Genomic DNA, 24,548 nt, shown 5'->3' with positions numbered 1-24,548 from the left:
CTAGATCGAGGCGCGCAGGAAGAAGGGCATCGGCTCGGTCTTGTCCTCGACTGCCGTCACGCCCGGCACCTCGCGCGCCAGCACGTCGAGCCCGCGCTGCACCTCGGGCGACCGGTGGAATCCGTAGAAGGTGACCTTGCCTTCCTGGACGTCGGGATAGACGTAGAAGGCGTTGACCCAGGGCTGTTCCTGCATCGCGGCGCTGATCTTCCGCAGGATTGCGGCGTCCGTCACCTCGGCGGCGGGCGCCGCGCCGGACGGAGCGAGCACCGCGTGCAGCAGGTCCGCCCGGCTGACGATGCCGGCGAGCTTGCCGTTGCTCAGCACCGGCACGCGGCGGATCTGGTGCCGCTCCATCAGCCGGGCGATGTCCTCGGCGCTGGCGTCCTCGTCCACGGTCACCAGATCGCGGGTCATCACATCCTCCGCCTTGGCGCCGTGCGCCTTGGCGAAGCGGTCCGCGAGCTTCCGGCTATCCCCGAAGAGCGCCAGGAACCAGCCGAGCGGTCCCCGCTTCTCCTCCGCCAGCCGGCGGATCAGGTCGCCCTCGGTGATCAGGCCAAGCAGCTTTCCTTCGGCATTCGTCACCGGCACCGCCGAGATGCCGCGGCTGGCCAGCAATTGCGCCACACCGGCGACCGCCATCTCCGGCGGCACCACGACGAGGCCAGTAGTCATCAGGTCGCGTGCCTTCACGCCGTCCTCCCGCTCTTCCTACAGGCCCCGGCGGCCTGTGCGGGCGGCAAAATGGCGGATCTGTAACCTCCCGGCCTTGATGCACCTCAAATTATGCGCGGTTTGAGAGATTGCCTTCGGGGGGCAGTCGCAGACCTGTTCGGTGAGGCGCTGCCTGGGCCCTACCCCTCCGCCAACTCCGCCAGCACCTGCGCCAGCACCCGCGTCCCCGCCGCCAGCTGCACCGGCGACGAATACTCCGCCGGGTTGTGGCTGATGCCCCGCCGGCTCGGCACGAAGATCATCCCCGTCGGGCAGAGCGGCACCATAAATTGCGCATCATGGAAGGCACCGGATGGCATGCGCAGCGCCCGCAGTCCCTGCGCAGCGGTGGCCCGCGCCACCGCCTCCGTCACCAGCGGGGCGAAGTCGGCGGGCTGGGCGTGGAAGCGCTCCGTCACCGTCACCTCGCAATGCTGGACGGCGGCGCGGATGGTGGGCTCGATCGCATCGCCCCGCGCCGCCAGCACCGCGGCGGCAGGGTGGCGGAAATCGATGGTGAAGCGCACCCGCTCCGCGACACTGTTAGAGCTGTTGGGATGGACCTCGATCCGCGCCACGGTGAAGCGCAGCACATCGGTCGGGTCGTCCATCAGCGCGTTCAGCGCGGTGACGGCGCGGACCATATCCTGCACCGCATCCCGCCGCGTCGAGAGCGGCGCGGTGCCCGCATGGGCGCTCTCGCCGCGCAGCTCCACCAGGAACCAGCGGCTGCCCTGGATGCCGGTAACGACGCCGATATCATAGCCCTCCGTCTCCAGCCGCGGCCCCTGTTCGATATGCGCCTCGACATAGGCATGCGGCGCCTGGCCCTCGACCACGCCGAGGGGCCGGCGGGGCAGGTCGGCTTCCAGCGCAAGCTGCTCCCGCAGCGCATCGCCGAAGCGGATGCCCTCGCCATCCTCGACCGCGTCCCAGCTTGTGGGCGCGCTATGGCCGGCATAGGCCATGCTGCCCATGCAGCCGGGGGCGAAGCGGCCGCCCTCCTCATTGGTCCAGGCGACCAGCTCGATCGGGCGGCGGGGGGTGATGCCGGCCTCGCGCAGGGCCTGGATCGCCTCCAGCCCCGCCAGCACGCCCCAGATGCCGTCGAACCGGCCGCCGGCCGGCTGGCTGTCCATATGGCTGCCGGTCAGCACCGGGGCGAGGCCCGCCTCCCGCCCCTCCTGCCGGAAGAAGAGATTGCCGAGGGCGTCGATGGAGGGGGTGAGGCCGAGCTCCCTCCCCCAGCCGATCAGCAGCCGCCGCGCCTCGCGGTCGAGCGGCGAGAGGCAGGGGCGGTTGACGCCGGGGGAGCCATCCGCGCCGGTGATGGCGCCGAGCCGGGCCATCTCCATCAGCCGGTCCCATTGCCGCTGCTCGCTGACGGCGGCCACCAGGTTGGGCGCCACGGTTCCGCTCATGCGCTGCTCGCTCCCTCGGACCCGGCGGACAAACCGCAGCGGGCGGGGCGCCGTCAAGCCATGCTAATGCCCATGAGACAGGGCCAGCGGAACGACGGGGGATGGCGATGGCGGAAGCGGGGTATCTCAGCACCCATATGCTGAACACGGCGGAGGGGGTGCCGGCCGCCGGCGTGGTGGTGGAGCTCTGGCGGCTGGAGCCGGCGCCGGTGCCGGTGCTGGTCGCCCGCACGGTGACGACGGCGGATGGGCGGAATGCCGAGCCCTTCTATCCGAACGAAGCCGGCTTCACCCCTGGCCTGCATGAGCTGCGCTTCGCCATCGGCCCCTATTTCGCCGGCCGCGGCCTGGGCAGCGGCTTCTATGACGTGGTGCCGGTGCGGGTGCGGCTGGAGGCCGGCCAGGGGCATTACCATGTCCCGCTGCTCTGTTCCCCCTTCGGCTACACAACCTATCGGGGGTCCTGAGCGTTCCGGCCTCCGGAGGGCGGGGTCATGGACAACAAGGCGCAGTTCCTGGAAGTGGTCGGCCGCGGCGACGCGGCGGCGGCCGGTGCCATGATCGAGGCCGATCCCGATCTCGCCGCCCCGCGCGGCGGGCACGCGGATGACCCGGTGGCGCTGGCGGCACGGGCGGGGCATCTCGATGTGCTGCGCCTGCTGCTGGAATGCGGCGCCCAGAACGAGCCCGAGGGCGACCCGCGCGAGGCGCCGACCGCGCTGATGGCCGCCGCCGCCGCCGGGCAGCAGGATGCGGTGGCGCTGCTGCTGGAATTCGGCGCCGACCCGGCGCTCCGCGACCGGGAAGGCCGCACCGCCGCCGATCATGCGACGGAGGCTGGCCATGCCGACCTCGCCCGCCGGCTCTACACGGATGCGGAGACGGAACGCCTGATCTGGTAGCGGAACGCGCTGCGGCCCCGGGCGTATGCCCCGCCGGTTACAACCGGCGGAGAGAGCGATGGCGCGCATCCTGGTGCTGTACTATTCGACCTATGGCCATGTGGAGACGATGGCCGGGGCCGTTGCCGAGGGCGCAGGCGGGGCCGGCGCCACGGTGACGGTGAAGCGGGTGCAGGAGATCGCCCCGCGCGAGGTGCTGGAGAAGGCCGGCGCCAAGCTCGACCAGGCGGCGCCCGAGGCCTCGCCGCAGGAGCTCGACCAGTATGACGCGATCATCATCGGCTGCCCGACCCGCTATGGGCGGATGGCGTCCCAGATGGCGCAGTTCTGGGACCAGACCGGCGGTCTCTGGGCGCGCGGGGCGCTGATCGGCAAGGTGGCGAGCGCCTTCACCTCCACCGCCAGCCAGCATGGCGGGCAGGAGACGACGCTGATGGCGATGCACACCATGGCGCTGCATCACGGCATGCTGGTGGTCGGGCTGCCCTATTCGGCCTCGGGGCTGACCCGCCTCGATGAGGTCAGCGGCGGCAGCCCCTATGGCGCCACCACCATCGCCGGCGGCAAGGGCGAGCGCCAGCCGAGCGAGAACGAGCTGGAGCTGGCGCGCTTCCAGGGCCGCCATGTGGCGGAGATCACGGCGAAGCTGTTCGGCTAGGGGAACGGGCCCGACCTGCCCGGGCGACGCCATTCGGCCCGGTTTGCGCGAAACCCGCTTGCAAAACCGGGCCGGAGGGGGCATCTCCCCCAGCGATACCAGACCGATTGAGTCAGATCTCGGCGGGCGGTGCGGAGCATGTTCCGCGGCCGGGCCCGTTTTTGTCTATGGAGGCCCACCGTGGCGCGCACCCCGCTCGACCGCATCCGCAATATCGGCATCACCGCGCATATCGACGCGGGCAAGACCACGACGACCGAGCGGATTCTGTACTATACCGGCAAGTCGCATCGGATCGGCGAGGTCCATGACGGCAACACCACCACCGACTACATGGAGCAGGAGCGCGAGCGGGGGATCACCATCACCTCTGCGGCCGTGACCGCCGTGTGGAAGGACTACCGGATCAACATCATCGACACGCCCGGCCACATCGATTTCAACATCGAGGTGAACCGCTCGCTGCGCGTGCTCGACGGCGCCATCTTCATCATCGAGGGCGTGGCCGGCGTGCAGCCGCAGTCCGAGACGAATTGGCGCTTGGCGGACCGCTACAACGTCCCCCGCATCATCTTCGTCAACAAGCTCGACCGCACCGGCGCCGACTTCTACCGCGCCGCCGCGACCCTGACCGAGAAGCTCGGCATCAACTGGGTGACGCTGCAGCTGCCGATCGGCGCCGAGGACACCTTCCAGGGCGTCGTCGACCTGGTCGAGATGCGCGCCATCATCTGGCAGGGCGACGAGCTCGGCGCGAAGTTCGAATATGTCGACATCCCCGCCGACCTGAAGGACAAGGCCGCGGAATATCGCCAGACCCTGCTCGACACCGTCCTCGGCGTCGATGACAAGGCGATGGAAGAGTATTTCGACAAGGGCGACGTCTCGGTCGAGACCCTGAAGGCCTGCATCAAGAAGGGTACGATCAGCGGCGAGTTCCGCCCCGTGCTGCTCGGCACCGCCTTCAAGAACAAGGGCGTGCAGCCCCTGCTCGACGCCGTGCTCGACTACCTGCCGAGCCCGGTCGATATCGAGGGCATCAAGGTCGCCGCCGAGGAAGGCGAGGAGGAGAACGCCGACCGCCGCGTGATCCCGGCCGACGAGACGCTGCCCTTCGCCGGCCTCGCCTTCAAGATCATCAACGACAAGTACGGCAACCTGACCTTCGTGCGGGTCTATGCCGGCGTGCTGCGTTCGGGCGACACGGTCCTCAACACGACCAAGGGCCACAAGGAACGCGTCGGCCGCATGTTCCAGATGCATGCCGACAAGCGCGAGGAGATCAAGGAAGTCTTCGCCGGCGACATCGCCGCCTTCGTCGGGCTGAAGGACACCGGCACGGGTGACACCCTCGCCGATGCCGCCGACCCGGTGGTGCTGGAGCGCATGGCCTTCCCGATCCCGGTCATCGACATCTCGGTCGAGCCGAAGACCAAGGAAGGCATCGAGAAGATGACCCTTGGCCTGCAGAAGCTGGCCGGCGAGGATCCGTCGCTCCGCCTCAAGACCGATCAGGAGACCGGCCAGACCATCCTCTCCGGCATGGGCGAGCTGCATCTCGAGATCATCATCGACCGGCTGAGGCGGGAATACGGCGTCGACGCCAATATCGGCGCGCCGCAGGTGGCCTATCGTGAGACGATCACCAAGCCGCATACCGAGACCTATACCCATAAGAAGCAGTCGGGTGGCTCGGGCCAGTACGCCGAGGTGAAGATCACCTTCGAGCCGAAGGAGCGGAACACCGGCATCGAGTTCGTCAATGCCGTGGTCGGTGGTTCGGTGCCGAAGGAATATATCCCGGCGGTCGACAAGGGCATCAAGGTGCAGGCCGATACCGGCGTGCTCGCGGGCTTCCCGACCGTCGACTTCAAGTACAGCCTGGTGGACGGCAAGTACCACGACGTCGACTCCTCGGCCCTGGCCTTCGAGATCGCGGCCAAGGCCTGCTTCCGCGAGGGCATGAAGAAGGCCGGTCCGGTCATCCTCGAGCCGATCATGGATGTCGAGGTGACGACGCCGCAGGACCATGTCGGCGACGTGGTCGGCGACCTGAACCGCCGCCGTGGCGTGATCCAGTCGCAGGACATGGCCGGCACCTCGGTCATCGTCCGGGCGCATGTGCCGCTGAAGGAGATGTTCGGCTACATCTCCAACCTGCGGGGCATGACCAAGGGCCGCGCCAGCTTCTCGATGCAGTTCCACCACTACGATCCGGTGCCGCGCAACGTGGCGGACGAGATCATGAAGAACAGCGCCTGATCTCTCCGGTCAGGGCTGGTTTTGACGGCGCCCGGGGCAACCCGGGCGCCGTTTTCTTTTCCTGAACCCGGAAGGGGATTATTCCCCTCCCCATGCTCGATTTCAGCGCCCTCCGCATCCTCGTCCTCGGCGACGCCATGCTCGACCGCTTCCTCTACGGGGAGGTGGAGCGCATCTCGCCCGAGGCGCCGGTGCCCGTGCTGCGCCAGCGCCGGCTGATGGCGATGCCGGGAGGCGCCGGCAATGTCGCCCGCAACATCACCGCCCTCGGCGCCCGGGCGGTGCTGGTCGGGCTGCTGGGGCGGGACGGGGCGGCGGCGGAATTCCGCGCCCTGCTCGCCGCCGATCCGGGGATCGAGGACCGGATGGTCGAGAGCGCCGGCCGCCCGACCATCTGCAAGATGCGGATCATCGCCGGGACCCAGCAGGTGGTCCGCGTCGATGACGAGGCAACCAGCCCCGCCGAGCCGGAGGAAGCCGCGGCGATGCTGGCGGCGGTGCGGTCCGCCCTCCCCTCCTGCCAGGCGATGATCCTCTCGGATTACGCGAAGGGCGTGCTCTCGCCCCCGGTGATCGCCGAGGCGATCGCCGCGGCGCGGGCCCGGGGCATTCCTGTCCTGGTCGATCCGAAGAGCGAGGATTTCCGCATCTATCGCGGCGCCGATTGCGTGAAGCCCAATGCCCGCGAACTCGCCCGCGCCACCCGCATGCCGGTCGGCACCGAGGCGGAGGTGGTGGCCGCCGCCCGGCATGCGATGGCCGAGGCGGACCTCGCCGCCCTGCTCTGCACCCGGGCCGGGCATGGCATGGTCCTGATCCGCGCCGGCGCCGGGGTGACGAGCGTGCCGGCCCTGGCGCGGGAGGTCTTCGATGTCTCCGGCGCCGGCGACACGGTCATCGCCACCCTCGCCCTCTCGCATGCCTCGGGCCAGCCGCTCGAGGAGGCGATGCGGATCGCCAATGCCGCCGCTGGCATCGTCGTCGGCAAGCTCGGCACGGCGACGGTCGGCGTGGATGAGCTGGCGCATGCGCTGCGGGCCGAAAGCGGCTCCGCCCCGGATGAGGAGGCGCTGCTGGACCGGGAGGCGGCGGCGCGGCTGGTCGCCGAATGGCGGGCGCATGGGCTGCGGGTCGGCTTCACCAATGGCGTCTTCGACATCCTCCATGCCGGGCATGTCGCCTCGCTGCGCGCGGCGCGGCGGCGCTGCGACCGGCTGGTGGTGGCGCTGAATTCCGATGCCAGCGTCCGCCGGCTGAAGGGCCCGACGCGGCCGGTCAATCCGCTCGCCGACCGGGCCGCGGTCGTGGCGGGCCTCGCCTCGGTGGATGCGGTGATCGCCTTCGAGGAGGACACGCCGATCGAGCTGATCCGGCTGCTGCTACCGGATGTGCTGATGAAGGGCGGCGACTACACGAAGGAGACGGTGGTGGGAGCGGCTGAGGTCGAGGCGGCGGGCGGCGAGGTGGTGTTGCTGGACCTGCTGCCGGGACGCTCGACGACGGGGATCATCGCGCGGGCCAAGGGTTAGGACCTTCTCTAACAACCGGTTGCGGAGCGGAATGCCTCCCTGCCGGGTGGGATCGTTCCTTCGCCGAATGTTTCGACGCATTCCGGAAGCTGGGTGGGAGAGACGAATACCAGGGCGCTGTCGCGTTGAACAACGGCCCCGATATAGGTCCATTGCGACGCATCAGCCAGTTCCCGGTGTCCGCCGGGACGAGGCTTGCCGTCGGCAGCGAACTCGATCACCCAGCCATAGCTTCCTGCCCCGGCGATGGCGACGGAGCCAAGCGGCGTGCGGTAGATGTTGGCGCGTGTCGCGGGCCCCCAGTTCTCCCACATTTCCTGAAGCGCCGAGCCGTTTGGGGTACTGACACGCATGCGCCACTGGGATGTGTGGAAACCCCAGGTGGAGAGCCGGATGCTGACCTCCGGATCAGGCCAAGGCACGGCGGCCTGCGCATTCGGCGCCAGAAACCCGTAGAGGCCAGCCCCGATCGCAGCGAGGAGGTAGCTGCCTCTCAGGGCGGTTCGCGCTCGACTACCAAGATGACGGCGCAGCGCGTGGCCGATCCATCCGCAGGCCGCGCCGATCGACACCGTCCAGGGTGCGCCAAAAAGGATCACGGCGAGAAAGAACGGGACCACCATCAAGCCGGCGATCATGGCGGCGAAAGCGCCAACCATTCCGCCCAGCACCGCGGCCTTGAGGTAGGAGGGCGCTTCGCCACCCAGCCAGACCGCGCAGAATGCCGGCAGGCTCAGCAGCGCGATCATCACTATCATGGAATGGACGCAATCATGGCGCGGGCCAGGGGTCAGCGTTTCAGGAACACCGTCCCCAGCACGTCCAGCACCTTCGCCCCATCCCCGACGCGATGCGCGGTGAAGCGCAGCTTCGCCACGCCGCGGTCGGGCTTGCTGCGGCTCGGCGTCAGCTCCTCCACCACGCCGGTGACCTGCAGCACGTCGCCGGGCCTCACCGGCGCCGGCCAGGCGATCTCCATCCCAGCCCCGCCCAACGAGACCTTGGCCATGATGCCGGTGCGGATCATCGTGGCGAAGCTGGCCGAGAGGGTATGCAGGCCCGAGGCGATGAGGCCGCCGAAGGGCCCCTCGGCCGCCGCCGCCTCATCGACATGGAAGGGCTGCGGGTCGTAGCGCTGGCCGAATTCCAGGATCTCTTCCCGCGTCATCTCCAAGGTGCCGAAAGCGAAGCGCTGGCCGACCGAAAGCTCGTCGAAGGAGGAGATGGGCCGCAGGCTCACGCCAGCACCTGCATGTCGCCATCAACCGAGAGCGACTGGCCGCTGATCGTCGCGCCGAAGGGCGAGCAGAGATAGAGCGCCATATTGGCGATGTCCTGCGGCGTGACGTAGCAGCGGAGGGATACGGGGCGCAGCGCCTCGGCCTCCTGCTCGGCGAAGCTGCGGCCGTTGGCCTGGGCCTTGGCCTCCAGCACCCGGCGGATGCGGTCGCCGGCGACGAGGCCGGGGAGGATGGCGTTCACCCGGATCCGCTCCGGCCCCAGCTCGATGGCAAGGGATTTGGTGAAGCCGATGACGCCCCATTTGGCCGCCGCATAGGGGCTGCGCAGCGGGAAGCCGAAGCGGCCCGCGGCCGAGGACAGGTTGACGATGGAGCCGCCGCCCGCCGCGCGCAGCGCCGGCACCGCGCGGCGGGCGCAGTGGAACATGGCCTCCAGGTCGATCTTCAGCGTGCGGCTCAGCGCCTCCGGCGTCACATCCTCGACCCGGGCGGTGGGGCCGGCGATGCCGGCATTGTTCACCAGCACGTCGAGCCCGCCGAGATGCGCGATCGCGGCATCGACGAAGCCCTCGCAGCCCTCGACGCTCTCTATATCGGCGAGCATGGAGGGGTGGGGCGAGGCCGCCAGCGCCTCCTGGTCCACGTCGCAGAGGAAGACCTTCGCCCCGCAGCTGGCAAACCCATCGGCCATGGCGCGGCCGATGCCGCCCGCGCCGGCACTGATCGCCACCCGCAACCCATCCAGCCGCACCGTGAGCGGCGCCGTCTGACCCTGCATCGTCATACCCTCCCCCATTGGCCCCTCCCCGTTATTGGCGGATCGCCGCGACCACGGCCCCGCCCAAGGCCTGCACCTGCTGCGCCTCGGCCTCCAGCGCGCCGGCCGGGAAGGTGGCGCGCAGCTTCACGAAACGGCTGCGCACCACGCCGAGGCAGAGGAAACTATCCGCCCGGTTGCCGCCATCGAAGGCGAGGCCGAATTGCTCGCAGCGCAGCGCCTGGCCGACCGGCGGCCCCGGCTGCCGTGCATCCACGCGATAGCGGCGCTGCGGCCCGACCAGCTCGATCTCCCGCACCGCCTGGCTCATCTCGGCCTCGAGGCTCGCGGCGGTGGCGCCGCCGGCGAGGCCCCGGTCATAGACATAGACGGTGAGCACGCCCGGCCCGCCCGCCGCCGGCCGGTATTCCGCCGCCGCACCCATCCCGGCCCCGCCCGGCCGCGGTTCGAAATCCGTCACGCCGCCGCGGCGCCAGCCGGCTGCTTCGGTGGGCAGGGCGGCGATGGTCTGCAAGGGCGTCTCGGGCGCCTTCACCCCCTGGGCGGCGGCAGGCAGGGCGACGAGCAGCAGGAGCAGGGCGAGAGGGCGTGTCATGCCCCAGGCTAGGCACCCCGGCCGCCGCCCGGCAAGGTCGCCGCCATGCGTATCACCCTCTCCGCCTTCACTCTCCTCCTCACCCTGCTGCTTCCACCTCTCGCCCAGGCGCGGGAGCTGAAACTGGCGAGCTGGAACCTCGCCTGGTTCACCGGCCGCGACTGGCTGCTGCCGCGCGACCGGGCGCCGCGCCGGGCCGAGGATGTGGCGCGGCTGGCCGAATACGCCCGCCGCCTCGATCCCGATATCCTGGCCCTGCAGGAGGTGGACGGGCCCGAGGCCGCCGCTCGGCTGCTGGATGCCCGCGACTATGCCTTCTTCTTCCCCGAGGAAGACGATGTGCAACGCGCCGGATTCGCCGTGCGCCGCAGCCTGCGCGTCACCCGCAACCCGGATCTCGCCGGGCTCGACCTCAATCCCGGTGCCCGCTTCTCCCTCCGCCGCGGCACCGACATCATGGTCGAGGCGGAGGGGCGGCGCTTGCGCCTGCTCTCGCTGCATCTGAAAAGCGGCTGCTCCAGCGGCCGGCTCGACCGGCCTGAGCCGGAATGCGAGCAGCTTGTGCGCCAGGGCGAGATCCTGGCCGGCTGGGTCGCGGCGCGGCAGCGGGAGGGCGTGGCTTTCGCCCTGCTCGGCGATTTCAACCGGGCACTGGGCACGCCGGGCGATGCGCTCTGGGCGCGGCTTGCGGCGGCGGCGCCCCTGCTGCGCGCGACCGAGGGCGTTTCCAGCCCCTGCTGGGCCGGGCCGCGCGGCGGGCGGGCCTTCATCGACCATATCCTGCTCGGTGGCGCGGCACGGGATTGGGCGGTGCCGGAGAGCCTGCGCGTCCTGGTCTATGCCGAGCGCAGCCTGGACTGGCGCGACCGCCTCTCCGACCATTGCCCGGTCAGCCTGCGGCTCCGGCTGCATTGAGCTTGACCCCGGCGGGACGGGCGGTGACCGTCGCCCCACAGCATGAGAGACGGTCCATGGATGTGAAGCGGCGCCGCAAGCTGGTGGCGAAATACCGGGTCGAGGCGGGCAAGGGCTTCCATCTGGCGGATTGGGACCCGGCCGATACCGCCGGCCTCGAGCTCGACAAGGAGGCCGCCGCGGCGCTGCTGCAGGAAGGTGTGGACCGCCTCGCCGCCCTGCAGGACCAGCTTTCGGCCCAGGATCGCTGGGCGGTGCTCTGCATCTTCCAGGCGATGGATGCGGCCGGGAAAGACGGCGCCATCAAGCATGTCTTCAGCGGGGTGAACCCGCAGGGCTGCCATGCCACGGCCTTCAAGGCGCCGGGGCCGGTGGAGCTGGACCATGACTTCCTCTGGCGCCATGTCGCCGCCCTCCCCGCCCGCGGCCAGATCGGCATCCATAACCGGTCCTGGTACGAGGAGGTGCTGGTCGCCCGGATCCATCCGGAGGTGCTGGCGCGGCAGCGCCTGCCGGACCGGCTGGTCGGCAAGCGGATCTGGGAGGAGCGGCTGGAGGATATCGCCGCCTTCGAGGCCTATCTCGGCCGCCAGGGCGTGGTGGTGCTGAAATTCTTCCTTCATGTCAGCCGGGAGGAACAGCGCCAGCGCTTCCTGAAGCGGATCGAGGAGCCGGAGAAGAACTGGAAATTCAACGCCGGCGACATCGCCGAGCGGCACCATTGGGACGAGTACCAGCACGCCTATGAACGGGCGATCCGCGCCACCGCCACCCCGGCCGCGCCCTGGTACGTGGTGCCGGCCGATACCAAATGGTTTACCCGGCTGATGGTCGCCGAGGCGATCGCCCAGGCCCTGGAGGGGCTCGACCTGCACTACCCCAGCCTGCCGGCTGAGGAGCGGGCCCGGCTGGCGGATGCGCGGCGGGACCTGGAACGGGAGCAGGAGGCGGGGAAGGCTTGACGCCGGCCCTGCCGATTGCGACCTAAGGTGGTGTGAGGGATCTGATCAGCCTCGGTCGTGACGACGATCAGCTCTGGGCCGTCTATGCCACGGTCGGGCGCATCAACCGCGTTGCCGATGTCTATCGCAGCCGTGCCGCGGCGCTGGCCGACCGGGACTGGCGGGCCCAGCAGGTGCGGGCCTATGAGGATTTCCTCCGCCGCTCCCGCCAGCCGGTGCCACATTACAGCGTGGCACCGATCAACCGGGCCGAGCTGCCGCGGAAATGGACCCCGCTCCCGGCGCTCGGCTTCCTTCGCGGCCAGTTCATCTAGTCAGCGGGCACCGGGCGCCACCGCCGGGACCACGCCCCGCACCGGCCGCCGCCAGAGGGCGAGGCCGAGCAGCCCTGCCGCGGTGAGGCCGGTGACCGCCCAGCCCACCCATTCCCAGCGCGTCAGCCCGACCGCAACCCGCAGGTCCCGCACGGGGTGGGTCACCACCACCTCGACGAAGCCGCCCTCGGTCGGCCGCACCTCCAGCCGCTGCCCGGCGCCATCCATCGCCTGCCAGGCGGGGAAGTAGAATTGCGGCAGGGCGAAGCTGGTGGTCGCCTCCGGCACCAGGAAGCCGCCGGGGATGCGGCGGGCGCCCGCCGGCAGCGCGGGCCGCGGCCAGGGATCGGGCGCCGTCTCGGTCTCCGTTCCCTCCCAGACGCCGCGCCAGCCGGCCCGCGCCGCCCAGGCCGGCAGATGCTCGGGCGAGATGCCGCGCGGCGAGACCATGGCGCGTTCCTGCCGCTGCTCGGCCGGCAGGAAGCGTGGCCAGCCGGGATTGCCGAAGCTCACCATCACCCAGAGGAAGAGCGGCGGCAGGACGGCGCAGCCGAGGCCGAAGGCCAGCACCACTGGCCGCGCCATCCGCGCCCCGCCGGCCAGGGCAAGGGCCGCCAGCGCCGCCACAGGCATGGTCAGCAGCCCGGTCGCCCGCCAGGGGAATTCGATGGAGCGGAGCTGCGGCAGCAGGATCCAGAGCGGCAGCGTCACCACCGTCATGAGCGCGAAGGCGGCAAACAGCAGCACCATCGCCGCATGGCGCAGCGGCGAGGCCGGCATGGCCCGGCCGAGCCAGCGGAAGGTCAGCGCCGCCAGCACCGTGGCCCAGCCGGCGGTCCAGACGATCAGCAGGAACTGCACATAGACCGCGGTGCCGTCGAGGCCGCTGTAGAACATCAGGCTGGTGCGCCAGATGGCGTCGCCCTCGAAATTCGCGTCCTTCAGCAGCGCCGCGGCGGGCAGGATGAAGCAGGCGGCGAGCCCGGCACCGCCCAGGCCGCCGAGGATGGTGCGGATCGCACCGCGCTTGCCGCCATACGCCCAGCCATAGACAGGGGCGAGATGCGCGACCAGGGCGCAGCTCGGCAGATGCGTCAGCGCCAACGCGGCGAAGACCACGGCGAGGCCGGGGATGCCGCGGCCGTCGCGGCTTTCGGCTGCCCGCTCGATCGCCAGCAGGAGGAAGGGCAGCATCGCCGCCCCGGCCACCTCGGCATAGGAGAAGCGGATCCAGGGATTGATCAGCGCCGGATAGGGCAGCAGCGCGGCCAGCGCGGCGCCGGCCAGCGCCGCCTGCGGCGGCACATGGCGCCGCAGCCAGAGGAAGCAGCCGCCGAGGAAGACCAGGCGCCAGAAGGCCATGCTGAGCGCCATCACCTCGGCGGTCGGGAGGCCGCTGCCGATGCGGAACAGCGCCGCGACCCAATAGCCGAGCGGCGGATAGGTGTAGAAGGTGATGCCGCCCAGGCCGAAATTGGTGTCCATCACCCAGCGCGGCCACCAGCGGCCCTCGCGGATGCCCTGTTCCATGAAGGCCAGGGCGGTGAGCGCGAAATTCGAATCATGGCCGAAATTCCGGCCATAGACCGGCACGCCGAGCAGCGGCGTCAGCGCGACGGTCGCCAGCACCAGCAGGGTGAGCAGCAGGCCGAGGCGAAGCGTCCTCATGCGCGAGCCTCCACCGCGGCGGGTCGGCCGAGCCCGGGCAGGAGGCGCAGCAGCAGCCAGGACAGCATGGTTATGTCGAGGATATGCAGGGCGACCGTGTAGCGCACATGCCCCGCCTCCACCGCCGAGGTGATGATCAGGCTGCCATGCAGCAGCATCGCCACGCCCCAGACCAGCACCGTCGCCGGGTCGGCGCGGCGGGTCAGCACCCGCCAGGCCAGCAGCGGGATCAGCGCCACGGCCAGGATCGCGCCGAACACGCTGGCGCCGATCAGCAGCAGCCGCGCATGGAAGGGCAGGTCGTAGCGTTCCAGCCCCCAGCAGCTATCGAGCTCGCGGCAGAAGGCGAAGACGCTCCAATCCTCCGGCACCGTCGTCGCCCAGGCCGGCCAATAGGAGGGCATGATGATGAGGGCGAGCCAGTCGCGCGCCCAGAGCTCGAGATAGCCATGCGGATGCGCCGCGATGAGCTGCTTGTCGATGGCGCGGGCGAGCAGATCCTTCTCCCGGTCGCTGGCCTGCTGCCATTCGGGCCAGTCGCGCTTCGCGGCGCGCCAGAAGCCCGGGAAGCGGACATCGCCCGAGGACTGGATCTGCGCCCGCATGCGGGCGGCAATGTCGGGCTGCTCGGCGATCAGCCGGCGGGCGTCGGCGGCGGCTTGGAGCGAGGCGCTGACGGCGGGTGGCAGCGTCGCGGCATCCTCCGGCTCCAGCAGGACCAGCGACTTGCCGAGCAGCGAGATGCCGGCCCAGGAGCCAAGCTCGAAATGCCCGTTCTTCAGCCAGGTCCAGCCCATGCCCGAAGCAACGACGCCGCCGGCGACCAGGGCCGCCATGGCAGTGCGGCCGAAGGCGGCGGGCAGGCGGAAGCGCCGGTCGAACAGCACGGCGAGCAGCGGCAGCGGCAGGAAGGCGGCGCCGGTGCTGCGCAGCAGGGTCGAGAGGCCGAAGATCGCCGCCGCCAGCAGCAGCGGCGCGAGGTCGCCGCGCCTTGCATAGCGGAACTGCATGGCGAGGCCGAGCAGGGTCAGCGCGGCATAGGGCGATTCCGTCAGCAGCCAGCCGCTGCTGTCATAGATCGCGGTGTGCAGCAGGATCGCCGGCACCGCCAGGGCCGAGAGCAGCGGCGTGCGGAGCAGCCGGCCAAGCTCGATGGCGAAGACGGCGACGGCGCAGCCGAGCAGGATGAGCTGCGGCACCGCGATATTCGCTATGCCGCCGGTTGCCATGACCCAGCTATTGACCAGCCAGCCATAGAGCGGCGGGCGGAATTCCGCCATCGCGAGATAGGCCGCCGAATCGCCGGTCTGCACCGGCACCACCGGCATCTTGCGCATCATGCGGAGGGTGAAGAGCAGCGCGAGGCCGAGGCCAGGCAGCACGTACCACAGATCGGAGTCGCGGCCGCGGGTGAGTGTCTCCCACCAGCTTGCGGCGCGGTGGCGCGCCGGCATGGGAAGCGTTCCCGTTTCTTGCGTCATGTCCTGCCCATCCATACCTTGGCGCGCTTTCCGGCCGGCTTTCATCCACTGACCGGCCATTCCAGGTAGCGCCGCCGCAAGGCGCGCCGCAATGCGCGGCCCCGCGCATCACGCGGTGTTTTCCGCAGCCGGCATATCGGCTGTGACCCGTTGCGCACAGAGACGGGAAATAGGGCTGCCTCGCATCCATGCGATTTCGGCCGCGCTTCGGTGACACTTATCTTGACTGGAGGTTGAGACAGGTAGCAGACGCCGTGGACGACGGACGATATCTTTCGGGCGCGATGCGCGCCGAGGTGGTGCAGGGCCGGGCGGCGCCCGTGCTTTCCGTGGTCGTGCCCGTATTCAACGAGGAAGCGGTAGTTGCCTGCTTCCACGCGCGGCTCGCCACGGTGATGGACTCGCTCGGCCTCTCCTGGGAAGCGGTCTATGTCGATGACGGATCGCAGGACGGCACGGTGCGGCTGCTGGAGACGCTCCGCGCCTCTCATCCCGAGATCGCCCTGCTGAGCCTCAGCCGGAATTTCGGCAAGGAGGTGGCGATGACCGCCGGCCTCGACCATGCCAGGGGCTCGGGCGCCGTCATCGTCATCGATGCCGATCTGCAGGACCCGCCGGAGCTGATCCCGGAGCTGGTCGCCGGCTGGCAGGATGGCGTCGACATCGTCTATGCGCAGCGCCGCAGCCGCGCCGGCGAGACCTGGATGAAGAAGGCGACCGCGCATGCCTTCTACCGGCTGATGGCGCGGGTCGGCGGGCCGGTGCAGCTGCCGCCTGATGTCGGCGATTTCCGGCTGATGAGCCGCCGCTCGGTCGATGCGCTGCTGCAACTGCGCGAACGGCACCGCTTCATGAAGGGCCTCTTCGCCTGGGTCGGCTTCCCCTCGCGCGCCGTCCTTTATGACCGCGCGCCGCGGGCGGCCGGCACCACCAAGTGGAATTACGGCCGGCTGTTCAATCTCTCGGTCGAGGGCATCACCAGCTTCACCACCCTTCCCCTGCGGCTCGCCACCTGGATGGGCGTGGCCACGGCGGTCTTCGCCATGGGCTATGGCGGCGAGGTGGTGCTGAAGGCGATGATCTATGGCGATCCGGTGCCGGGCTATCCCAGCCTGATGGCGGTGATCCTCTTCCTCGGCGGCGTGCAGCTCATGACGCTCGGCGTCATCGGCGAGTATCTCGGCCGGGTCTTCAACGAGACCAAGGGGCGGCCGCTCTATATCGTCGGCCGCCACCTGACCAGCAGCATGGCCCAGCCCGCCGCGGCATCGCCCAACTCCGAGGGCTGACAAGGCAGTTCGAGGATGCGCCATGGGGCGCATCCTCCCTAGCTGGCCGCTCAACCGCGCCGCGCTACCAGCGCATCTGGACCAGCATCGGATGCGAGCGGTCCACGACCGGCGGCGGATCGAGCTTCGCCGCCGCCTCGACATTCTGCTGCCAGTCGCTGGAGCGCATCAGCAGCCAGATCCGCCGGCCCTGCCGCGCCGCCTCGCTGAGGGCCGCATTGTCCACCGCGATCGGCGGTTGGATATGCGCCGGGACGTAGAGGTCCGGCTGGCGCGGCCTCGGCTCCCAGCGGAAGATCTCGCGGCCATTGTCGTCGAAGGCACCGCCGGCATAGCGCAGCATCGGCAGGATGCTGGTCTCGGGCCCGATCACCAGCATGTCCTCCGGCCCGAGCTGCGGCAGGAGGGAGGCCATGAGGCCGCGCCAATCCTCCTTGGAGCCGGGGGTGCGGAGATAGACGCCCTGCAGGCCGACGCCGATGCAGACGACGAGCGCCAGGGCGAATCCGGCACGGACCAGCCGGGGCGCCGGACCGAGCAGCGCCATCGCTGCCAGCAGCGCGACCGGCAGGCCGATCCAGATGATGATGCGCGGGATCAGGAAGGGCGAGATGTAGCTGACCGCGATCACGGCGACGAGGAAGATCGCCGGCACCCCGACCAGCAGCGTGCCGACCAGGCGCCCGGGCCGCAGCCAGGCCGAGGTGATCGCCAGCATCAGCGCCGCCGCCAGGGCGATGATGCAGGAGACCCGGAACAGGGTGAGCGGCGTCACCGGATCGACGAGGAGATGCGTCACCAGGTTCAGCAGCCCGATCAGATCGGGCTTCTGCACCCAGGTCATGTCGAAGCGCCCGGCCTGCTGGAGGATGGCATAGAGCTGCGGCACCGACAGCACCGCGACCACCGCATTGGCCAGGATGAAGCGCGGCAGGGCCCAGCGCCCGCGCCGCGCGAGCAGCAGCCCTCCGGCGCAGAGGCAGAGCGCCGCCACGGTGAAGACCGAGGTCGCATGGGCATAGATCAGCAGCACCGCGCCCACGGCATAAAGCGCCAGCGCCATGTCGTCGCTGCGGCGGCGCGGCGTCTCGGCCAGGGCGGCGCGCACGAAGCGGAACAGGCCAAGCAGGGCCAAGCCATAAAAGAGCGGCACCAGCGAATAGACCCGCGCTTCCTGCGCATAGGCAATCTGCATGGGTGCCAGGGCGAAGATCAGCGCCGCGGCGAGGCCGACCATGGCGCCCGCCATTTCAAAGCCGATCAGGAAGATCAGCGGCACGGTCGCGGCGGAAGCCAGGGCGGAGAAGAGCCGCAGCTGGAAATCGCCATCGCCGACCAGCGCCGCCCAGATCTTCAGCAGCATGTAATAGAGCGGCGGCGTGGTCTCGATCACCAGCCCATCGGTCCAGAGATAGGCGAGGCTCCGATGGATCCAGTGGCCGGAGAAGGCCTCGTCGCTCCAGAGCGAGGCGGTGTCGAGATCATAGAGCCGCAGCATCAGCGCGAGCAGGGTCACGGTGGCCAGGGCCAGGCCGACGATCACCCCAGGCGCCGCGAGGCGCCCGGCGGCCAGGTCGAGCTTGCCGATTGCGGCCGAGGAAGATGACTTCGCCATGCGATGTTCCGACGGGAGTTTGCAGTGCAATAGCAGAGCTACAGGTAGAGACGATGGGTGGTACGGTTCACAACAGGCGGAACGTCTCACGCTTCCCGGAGCGCCCTCGGCCACCTTCCGCCGAGCAGCAGCGCGAGGGCAGCGAAATAGGCGGCTGCCCCGCAGCCCGCGATCCAGCAGAGCGCGAGCAGCGCCGATTGCCCCTCCGCATGGCGTGCGGCGAGCAGCGCCGCCACCGTCATCCCGATGGTGCCGAGCACCGGCGCCGCCAGCCGCGCCGCCACCCAGCGCATCGGCTTGCCGATGGCCTGCAGGCTGAGCACGAGCTGAACCGGCGGCACGGCAAGGCTGCCGCCCACCCAGCACAGCGCGGCACCGGCCGCATCCACCGGCCGGATCACCAGCAGTGAGATCAGCGGCACCGCGAAGGCAACCAATTGAACCAACAGGTTGATGCGGGTGCGGCCGAGCGCCAGCCAGAGGGCGGGCGCCGGGCCGACCAGGAAGGAGGGAATGGCGGCCAGGGCCACCAGCCGGGCCGGCTCCGCCGCCGCCACCCAGGGCCCGCCCATCAGCAGGGTGACGAGCTGCGGGGCGGTGATGGCAAGGCCGGTGGCGATCGGCAGGCCGATCAGCGCCTGGAGCTGGGTCAGGTCGCCATAGGCTTCGGCGAGCGCGGTGCGGTCATGCTGCAAGGCGGCCAGGCGCGGCATGGCCAGCCGCGCCGCCGCACCCGTCACCACCGCCATCGCCACATCGAGCAGGCGGAAGGCGATATGGGTGACCGCCACCACCGCCTCCGCCACCATGGTGCCAAGCGCCAGGATGAAGATGCGGTAGCGGCCGTTGAAGACCAGCAGCGCCAGGATCTGCGGCCCGGCCACCGGCCAGAGCTCGGCGATGGCGGCTCGATCCAGCATCAGATGCGGCCGCCAGCCGGCCCGGGCGACCATCAGCAGGAAGACGGACAGGGTCGCCGCCGCCTGCTGCACTACCATGGCCCAGGCGCCCCAGCCATGCAGCGCCGCCAGCACACCGGCACCGACCGAGAGCGGCTGGCAGATCAGCACCCGCTGCGCCAGCAGCCGGTAGCGCCGGTTGCGCAGCGCAAGCGCCGCCAGCATGCCGGAAGCTGCCGAGAAGGGCAGCAGCAGGCCGAGCACCTGGATCATCTCGATGAGATCCGGGGCACCGGTGGCGCGGGCGATGAAGGGCGCCCCCAGGGCGAGGCCAAGCGTGCCGAGCAGCGCCACGCCGATGGTGGCCCAGATCGCCGAGGAGCGATGCCGCTCCTCCAGATCCCGCCGTTGCAGCAGGGCGTCGCCGAAGAGCGAGCCGATCGGCAGGTCGATGGTCAGGAAGGCGCTGGCGGCGATGGCGCCGAGGCCCGCCGCATGCGGCCCGATCAGCCGCGCGATGAACAGCAGCCCGACCAGCGCGAAGCAGGCGGATGCGACGGTTTCGGCCGCCACCCAGGCCGCCGAGCGGGGCCCGGGAATGAGACGGCGGATCAGCATCGGGTTGTCATCGGGCGGCTACCGTCTCCAGCCTGGCCCCGGGCAGGAGCTGCGGCGCGACGCGCGCGACGGCTTGCCGAATCTCGAGCGCCGCCTCGGGTCGGGTCGGATGCAACGTAACGACCGGACCGGCCGCCGTCACCACCCGGTCCGCCAGCCGCAGCCTGGAAACGGGCTGCCATGCGGCCGGCGGCTTCGGGGGAACATTGTCAAACACCATGGCGAGGCCGATCCCATGCTGCGCCGCCAACGGATCGAGCCATTCGGGCCGCAGCACCGCACCTTCCTTGCCCAGGCTGCGCCGGATCTCGCCCGAGGCCAGGCCCGAAGTGCCGAGCCTGTAATGCCGGTTGTGCCAGTTCACCCAGCCCGGATGGCTGGTTGGTGGCATAGGGCTGTTGCCAGTATTCGGTCACGAAGCGATGCATCTGTTGCTGCTGATCATGCACATTGCCCGAGGCTGACACCGCGTCCGCCGTATGGAAGACATATCCGCCGGTCAGGACCAGCATAGCAAAGCAGGGGCCAAGGCAGAGCAGCCGGCCCGGCCGTTCGAGCCAGGCATTCACTTCCGGCTGGCAGGCCACCATCAGGGCGCAGGTGCCGAGCGCGAGGACATAGACCTCGTCGCGGGAAAAGGAGCCGAGGCTGCCGCCCATGAGCTGCGCCGGGGCAATCACGGCAAGGATGCCGATCGCCCCGGCCTTCATCCAGGAGAGCAGCGCAGGCAGGAAGGGATAGAGGATGGAGGAGCTGGGCGAAGCCGGCTCGCCCTCATTCAACCCATATGTGCCTTGCAGGATAGGCTCCGCCAGGGCCAAGTGGGTGTAGCGCGCATCGAGCGTGTAGGCGAATTGCCCGTGGTTGCGGGGAAGACTTCCGCTAGACAGCGCCGCCGCGACCATCGCGATGCAGCCGAGGATGAGGGCGCGCGGATAGGGCACGGCCCGATCGGCCGCCAGCGCCGGATCCGGCCTGGTGTCCAGAAGCGAGTTCATCCCTTCCTCCGGCCGGATTTCCCGGCATGCACGGCCATGGTCTCGATCAGATATCCAGCCGATTGAAGATGGGCGTCGGCAACAGCCGGATGATGCTCATCACCGGCCACCAGATCCGCGGCAGATAGGCGCTGCCGGAACCGCTCCGGGTGCGCGCCCAGGCGGCGGCGGCGAAGGCGCGCGGTGTCGCCATGAAGGGCAGTTTCGGCAGCGCCCAGGTCATGGCGGTATCGACCGGCCCAGCCTTGATGCAGAGCACCCGCACCCCGGCGCCGGACAGCCGCGCGGCATAGCCCTGAAGATAGGTCAGCAGCGCCGCCTTGGTGGCGCCGTAGAGGAAATTGCGCTTCCGCCCGCGATCGCCGGCGACCGAGCCGAGCGCAACCACGCTGCCGCCGCGCTGCGCTTCCAGCACCGGGCCCAGCGCGCCGAGGATGGAGGCGGCGCCGGTAAAGTTGGCCTCGACCATCGCCGCCGCGATCTGCGGATCGGCATCCGCCTCCGTCTGCTCGGGCATGATGCCGAAGGCGAGGAAGACGTTCAGCAGCCCATCCGCGGCACGGCTGCGACATTCGGCGACGAAGCCGGCATGGCTGGCGAGGTCGCGCGCCTCGAAGCGCATCGGCACCGCCGGCACCTCATACCGGATCGAAAGATCGGCGGCTTGGCGCTCCAGATCCTCCATGTCGCGCCCGGCAAGCAGCAGCGCCGCACCATGGGATGCGGCCTCCCGCGCGAAGGCGCGGGCGACGGCGGAGGAGGCGCCGAGGATGAGCCAGGTATCGGTCACAGCCCGAGCCTCCGCGCCATATCGGAATCGAAGCGCCGCTGCGGATCGAGGCGGCTGCGGAGCGCGCGGAAGGCTGCGGATTCGGGATACATCGCGGCGAAGCCCTCGGCCGAGAGCAGGCTGTCCTTCGCCAGATAGATGCGGCCACCGGCATCGCGGGTGATGCCTTCCAGCCGGGCGAAAAGTGCCTCGGCACCCGACCGCGCCGGGATGTCGAGGGCGAGGGAATAGCCCGGCATGCCGAAGGACAGCATCCCCCTGCCCTGCCGCCCCATCACCTTCAGCACCGCGAGGAAGGAGGCAACGCCGCCGGCCGCCACCGTCTCCAGCAGGCGGCGCAGCGCCGCCTCGCCGGGACCGAAGGGCAGGACGCATTGGAATTGCCGGAAGCCCTGCCGGCCATACATGCGGTTCCAGCCCTCGATCGCATCCAGCGGGTAGAGGAACTGGCGATAGGGCACAACCGCCTCCTGCCCTCCGGCCGGGACGCGGCGCCAGTACATCTCGTTGAAGGCGCGGACGCTGAGGCTGTTGAGCAGCCAGCCCGGCGCCTCGATCGGGAAGCGCTTCGACTTCACCGCGGATTCGCGGATGCCCTCGGGATTCGGCTCGGCGGTTTCCAGGATGCCGCGGCCGAGCGAGCGGCCGGCGGCCAGCGCATCGATCCAGCCGACCGACCAGGTGGCGCCGGACGCGGCCTCGAAGCCGGCGAGGAATTCGCCCAGATCGGCGACGCGGCGGCGGCGGACGCGGAGGGCGTTGGACGGCACCGGGGCCATGCGCAGGCAGACCGCGGCGATGATGCCGGTGAGGCCGATGCCGCCGAGCGTGGCGCGGAACAGCTCCGGCTCGCCTTCCGGCGTCACCCGGCGGGTGCGGCCATCGGCCAGCAGCAGGTCGAACCAGGCGATGTGGTCGCCGATGCTGCCGGCGATGTGGTGGTTCTTGCCATGCACGTCATTCGCCGCCGCCCCGCCCAGTGTGACGAAGGCAGTGCCCGGCGAGACCGGCGGGACGAAGCCGCGCGGCAGGAACACCTCCAGCAGGTCGGCGAAGGTCACGCCCGGCTCCGCCACCAGCTCCCCGGTCGCGGGATCGAAACTCAGGATGCGGTCCAACCGGCCGGTCAGCACCGCCGCGCCGCCGCTGTTCAGGGCAGCGTCGCCATAGCTGCGGCCGGCGCCATGGGCAATCAGCGAACGGCCATCCGGCGTGCGCAGCGCGGCATGCAGCTCCCGCAGCCGTTCCGGCCGCGCGGCGAGGCAGGGGCTGGTGCTGCTCCGGCCCCAGCCTTGCAAATTGGTGGCCTTCCAGCCGGTGCTGCGCGTGGCGGCCTGGCCGGCGAGGGTATCGGGCATCGCGGCCGTCACAGGGCCATGACGATGGCGGCGGCGACCACGGCGCCGATGCCCCAGGAAGCAGGATCGCGCAGCGCGAAGACCACCGGGTCGTGCTGGAGCCGGCGGCGATGCGCCAGCAGCCAGATCCGCATCAGCCAGACCGCGACCGCCCCCGGCGCGACATAGAGCCAGGCCGGGTGGCTGTACATGCGCGAAGGCAGCGCGTCATCGGCGACGAAGAGGATCATGATGATCAGCGCGCTCATGCCCGCGGCGGCACCAAAGCCGAGGGTCAGTGGCCAATCCTCCACCTCCCAGCCGCGGCGGGCGAGGGAATTGCCGGCCTGCGCCTCCATCAGCTCGCAATGCCGCTTGGCCAGGGCGAGCGAGAAGAAGAAGAAGCCGGCGAAGGCGACCAGCCAGGGCGAATAGGGCACATCCGCCAGCTCGATGCCGAGCGAGAGGCGCATGGTGAAGAGGCCGGCGATGGTCAACGTGTCGATCAGCGCGATGCGCTTGAGGAAGCCGGAATAGAGCAGCGACAGAGCGCAATAGCCGATGATCGCCACGGACAGCATCGGGCGGAACAGCAGCGGCGCCAGCAGCGCGAAGACGATCAGTCCGGTGGCGACGGCCAGCGCGTGCAACGGCCTGATCCGGCCAGAGGCGATGGCGCGGTGCCGCTTCTTCCGGTGCATCCGGTCCGAGCTGAGATCGGCGAGGTCATTCAGCAGATAGGTGCCGGAAGCAGCGAGGCTGAGCAGCAGCATTCCCAGCACGCAATGCAGGATGGCGGTGGCGTCGCCCAGCTTGTGGCCGAGCAGCAGCGGCACCAGCACCAGAACGTTCTTCGACCACTGATGGATGCGAAGTGCGCTGAGCCAGGTCGAGAGCCGCGAGCCCTCGGGCGGGAACTCCGCAATGACGGCCGGGTTGACGGCGCGCGCGGCCGCGGCCGTCGCCGGGCTCGCATTCACCAGCACGATCTCGGTGGCAGCGGCGAAGACCGGCAGGTCGTGCCGGCTATCCCCGGCATAGGCGAAGCCGTCCGGGAAGGCGCGACGGAGGAACTCCGCCTTTTCCTCGGACCGCAGGTTGCGGGTGCCGTCGCTGCCCGTGGCGCTGCGGAACAGGCCGACATGGGCCGCGATGGCATCGGCGATCGCCTGATCGGCGGCGGTAACGAGATGCAGTTCCCGCCCCGAATCGTGCTGTTCCTTCAGCCAGTCGAGGAAAGGCTGGCGCAGCGGCAGATTCGCCGCATCGGCCGGCGCATGCCGGCTGACCCGGCGCTTGAAGGCGGCGCGCCCCTGCGGCAGCGACCGCAGCAGGCCAGGAAATGCGGCCGGCGAATGCAGCAATGCATCCACCAGCCCCTCATGAAGCGTATCTGTAGCGAGGAGCGTGCCGTCGAGGTCGACCGCCAGGGGCAGCGGCCCACCGGTCTCCGGCGCCGTCGGACTAGTACGCAAACCTTGCATCAGGATATCCGTGCTTCAGAAGCCAGCAGGAAAATCACACTCGGGCCCGATCAACGATAATGCCATTGCCGTGAA

At 70.0% G+C, this 24,548-nt stretch carries 23 protein-coding genes; 9 read left to right on the top strand and 14 right to left on the bottom strand.

The genetic code is table 11. The features are described from left to right. A complete protein-coding gene (locus tag JMJ55_RS06815) occupies positions 1 to 696 on the bottom strand; it encodes a CBS domain-containing protein (RefSeq protein WP_202824759.1) in 696 nt (231 codons plus the stop codon). A gap of 161 nt (positions 697 to 857) precedes the next feature. After that, positions 858 to 2,138: a M20 family metallo-hydrolase gene (locus tag JMJ55_RS06810; RefSeq protein WP_202824758.1), complete on the bottom strand. Its 1,281-nt coding sequence runs from the start codon at positions 2,136 to 2,138 to the stop codon at positions 858 to 860. 101 nt (positions 2,139 to 2,239) lie between these two features. Here JMJ55_RS06810 and uraH point away from each other — a divergent pair, with 101 nt between their 5' ends. From uraH to hldE, 5 genes are all read left to right on the top strand, one after another. After that, entirely contained in the window at positions 2,240 to 2,605 is a 366-nt protein-coding gene (gene uraH / locus JMJ55_RS06805; protein WP_236033453.1) for a hydroxyisourate hydrolase, read from the top strand. Positions 2,606 to 2,632: 27 nt separating this feature from the next. Next, positions 2,633 to 3,040: an ankyrin repeat domain-containing protein gene (locus tag JMJ55_RS06800; RefSeq protein WP_202824756.1), complete on the top strand. Its 408-nt coding sequence runs from the start codon at positions 2,633 to 2,635 to the stop codon at positions 3,038 to 3,040. A 58-nt stretch (positions 3,041 to 3,098) separates the two neighbouring features. Continuing rightward, complete coding sequence (wrbA, locus tag JMJ55_RS06795) at positions 3,099 to 3,698, top strand: NAD(P)H:quinone oxidoreductase (protein WP_202824755.1); 600 nt, start codon at positions 3,099 to 3,101, stop codon at positions 3,696 to 3,698. Between the two features lie 138 nt (positions 3,699 to 3,836). Beyond that, a complete protein-coding gene (gene fusA, locus JMJ55_RS06790) occupies positions 3,837 to 5,960 on the top strand; it encodes an elongation factor G (RefSeq protein ID WP_236033452.1) in 2,124 nt (707 codons plus the stop codon). A gap of 92 nt (positions 5,961 to 6,052) precedes the next feature. After that, positions 6,053 to 7,489 carry a bifunctional D-glycero-beta-D-manno-heptose-7-phosphate kinase/D-glycero-beta-D-manno-heptose 1-phosphate adenylyltransferase HldE gene (gene hldE, locus JMJ55_RS06785; protein ID WP_202824753.1) on the top strand — a complete coding sequence of 479 codons (1,437 nt, stop codon included), beginning with the start codon at positions 6,053 to 6,055 and terminating at the stop codon, positions 7,487 to 7,489. Positions 7,490 to 7,497: 8 nt separating this feature from the next. Here hldE and JMJ55_RS06780 read toward each other — a convergent pair whose 3' ends face one another. The 4 genes from JMJ55_RS06780 to JMJ55_RS06765 are packed head-to-tail and all read right to left on the bottom strand — an operon-like array spanning position 7,498 to position 10,103. Continuing rightward, positions 7,498 to 8,238 (bottom strand): hypothetical protein, encoded by a 741-nt coding sequence (locus tag JMJ55_RS06780; protein WP_202824752.1) that lies wholly within the window; start codon positions 8,236 to 8,238, stop codon positions 7,498 to 7,500. Positions 8,239 to 8,279: 41 nt separating this feature from the next. After that, positions 8,280 to 8,729: a MaoC family dehydratase gene (locus JMJ55_RS06775; RefSeq protein WP_202824751.1), complete on the bottom strand. Its 450-nt coding sequence runs from the start codon at positions 8,727 to 8,729 to the stop codon at positions 8,280 to 8,282. Then, on the bottom strand, positions 8,726 to 9,508 hold the full coding sequence (locus JMJ55_RS06770) for an SDR family oxidoreductase (RefSeq protein ID WP_202824750.1): 783 nt from the start codon (positions 9,506 to 9,508) through the stop codon (positions 8,726 to 8,728). Before JMJ55_RS06770 ends, JMJ55_RS06775 begins: the two co-directional genes overlap by 4 nt. A 31-nt stretch (positions 9,509 to 9,539) precedes the next feature. Next, positions 9,540 to 10,103, bottom strand: a complete 564-nt coding sequence (locus JMJ55_RS06765) for a hypothetical protein (RefSeq protein ID WP_202824749.1) — start codon at positions 10,101 to 10,103, stop codon at positions 9,540 to 9,542. A 45-nt stretch (positions 10,104 to 10,148) separates the two neighbouring features. Here JMJ55_RS06765 and JMJ55_RS06760 point away from each other — a divergent pair, with 45 nt between their 5' ends. Genes JMJ55_RS06760 through JMJ55_RS06750 form a run of 3 tightly spaced genes read left to right on the top strand, consistent with a single transcriptional unit; the run spans position 10,149 to position 12,294 of the window. Then, positions 10,149 to 11,018: an endonuclease/exonuclease/phosphatase family protein gene (locus tag JMJ55_RS06760; RefSeq protein ID WP_202824748.1), complete on the top strand. Its 870-nt coding sequence runs from the start codon at positions 10,149 to 10,151 to the stop codon at positions 11,016 to 11,018. 56 nt (positions 11,019 to 11,074) lie between these two features. Next, on the top strand, positions 11,075 to 11,980 hold the full coding sequence (locus JMJ55_RS06755; RefSeq protein WP_202824747.1) for a polyphosphate kinase 2 family protein: 906 nt from the start codon (positions 11,075 to 11,077) through the stop codon (positions 11,978 to 11,980). 32 nt (positions 11,981 to 12,012) lie between these two features. Then, a complete protein-coding gene (locus tag JMJ55_RS06750) occupies positions 12,013 to 12,294 on the top strand; it encodes a hypothetical protein (protein ID WP_202824746.1) in 282 nt (93 codons plus the stop codon). Here the strand turns inward: JMJ55_RS06750 and JMJ55_RS06745 are convergent, their stop codons facing one another. Together JMJ55_RS06745 and JMJ55_RS06740 are read right to left on the bottom strand one after the other, a co-directional pair. Next, a complete protein-coding gene (locus tag JMJ55_RS06745) occupies positions 12,295 to 13,962 on the bottom strand; it encodes a hypothetical protein (RefSeq protein ID WP_202824745.1) in 1,668 nt (555 codons plus the stop codon). Then, on the bottom strand, positions 13,959 to 15,416 hold the full coding sequence (locus tag JMJ55_RS06740) for a hypothetical protein (protein ID WP_202824744.1): 1,458 nt from the start codon (positions 15,414 to 15,416) through the stop codon (positions 13,959 to 13,961). The genes JMJ55_RS06745 and JMJ55_RS06740 overlap by 4 nt, the downstream gene beginning before the upstream one ends. 311 nt (positions 15,417 to 15,727) lie before the next feature. Between JMJ55_RS06740 and JMJ55_RS06735 the strand changes: the two genes are divergently transcribed. Next, positions 15,728 to 16,732 carry a glycosyltransferase family 2 protein gene (locus tag JMJ55_RS06735; protein WP_202825013.1) on the top strand — a complete coding sequence of 335 codons (1,005 nt, stop codon included), beginning with the start codon at positions 15,728 to 15,730 and terminating at the stop codon, positions 16,730 to 16,732. 64 nt (positions 16,733 to 16,796) lie between these two features. On the opposite strand, the gene JMJ55_RS06730 is transcribed toward JMJ55_RS06735, so the two are convergent. The 6 genes from JMJ55_RS06730 to JMJ55_RS06705 form a co-directional block, all read right to left on the bottom strand. Continuing rightward, the gene (locus tag JMJ55_RS06730; RefSeq protein WP_202824743.1) at positions 16,797 to 18,347 is read right to left on the bottom strand and encodes a glycosyltransferase family 39 protein; all 1,551 of its coding nucleotides are present in this window, start codon (positions 18,345 to 18,347) and stop codon (positions 16,797 to 16,799) included. An 86-nt stretch (positions 18,348 to 18,433) separates the two neighbouring features. Next, complete coding sequence (locus tag JMJ55_RS06725) at positions 18,434 to 19,864, bottom strand: oligosaccharide flippase family protein (RefSeq protein WP_202824742.1); 1,431 nt, start codon at positions 19,862 to 19,864, stop codon at positions 18,434 to 18,436. Between the two features lie 209 nt (positions 19,865 to 20,073). Continuing rightward, a complete protein-coding gene (locus JMJ55_RS06720) occupies positions 20,074 to 20,808 on the bottom strand; it encodes a hypothetical protein (protein WP_202824741.1) in 735 nt (244 codons plus the stop codon). 100 nt (positions 20,809 to 20,908) lie between these two features. Then, positions 20,909 to 21,652, bottom strand: coding sequence for an SDR family NAD(P)-dependent oxidoreductase (locus JMJ55_RS06715; protein ID WP_202824740.1), 744 nt, complete (start codon positions 21,650 to 21,652; stop codon positions 20,909 to 20,911). Further along, positions 21,649 to 23,010, bottom strand: coding sequence for an FAD-binding protein (locus JMJ55_RS06710; RefSeq protein WP_202824739.1), 1,362 nt, complete (start codon positions 23,008 to 23,010; stop codon positions 21,649 to 21,651). Before JMJ55_RS06710 ends, JMJ55_RS06715 begins: the two co-directional genes overlap by 4 nt. Before the next feature lie 8 nt (positions 23,011 to 23,018). Continuing rightward, positions 23,019 to 24,473, bottom strand: coding sequence for a UbiA family prenyltransferase (locus JMJ55_RS06705; RefSeq protein ID WP_202824738.1), 1,455 nt, complete (start codon positions 24,471 to 24,473; stop codon positions 23,019 to 23,021). Positions 24,474 to 24,548 lie beyond the last annotated feature (75 nt).

It is taken from the genome of Belnapia mucosa (genome assembly GCF_016775475.1).
Taxonomy (GTDB): domain Bacteria; phylum Pseudomonadota; class Alphaproteobacteria; order Acetobacterales; family Acetobacteraceae; genus Belnapia; species Belnapia mucosa.
The sequence above is the reverse complement of the archived record's forward strand: the minus strand, read 5'-3'. Positions and strand labels throughout refer to the sequence as shown.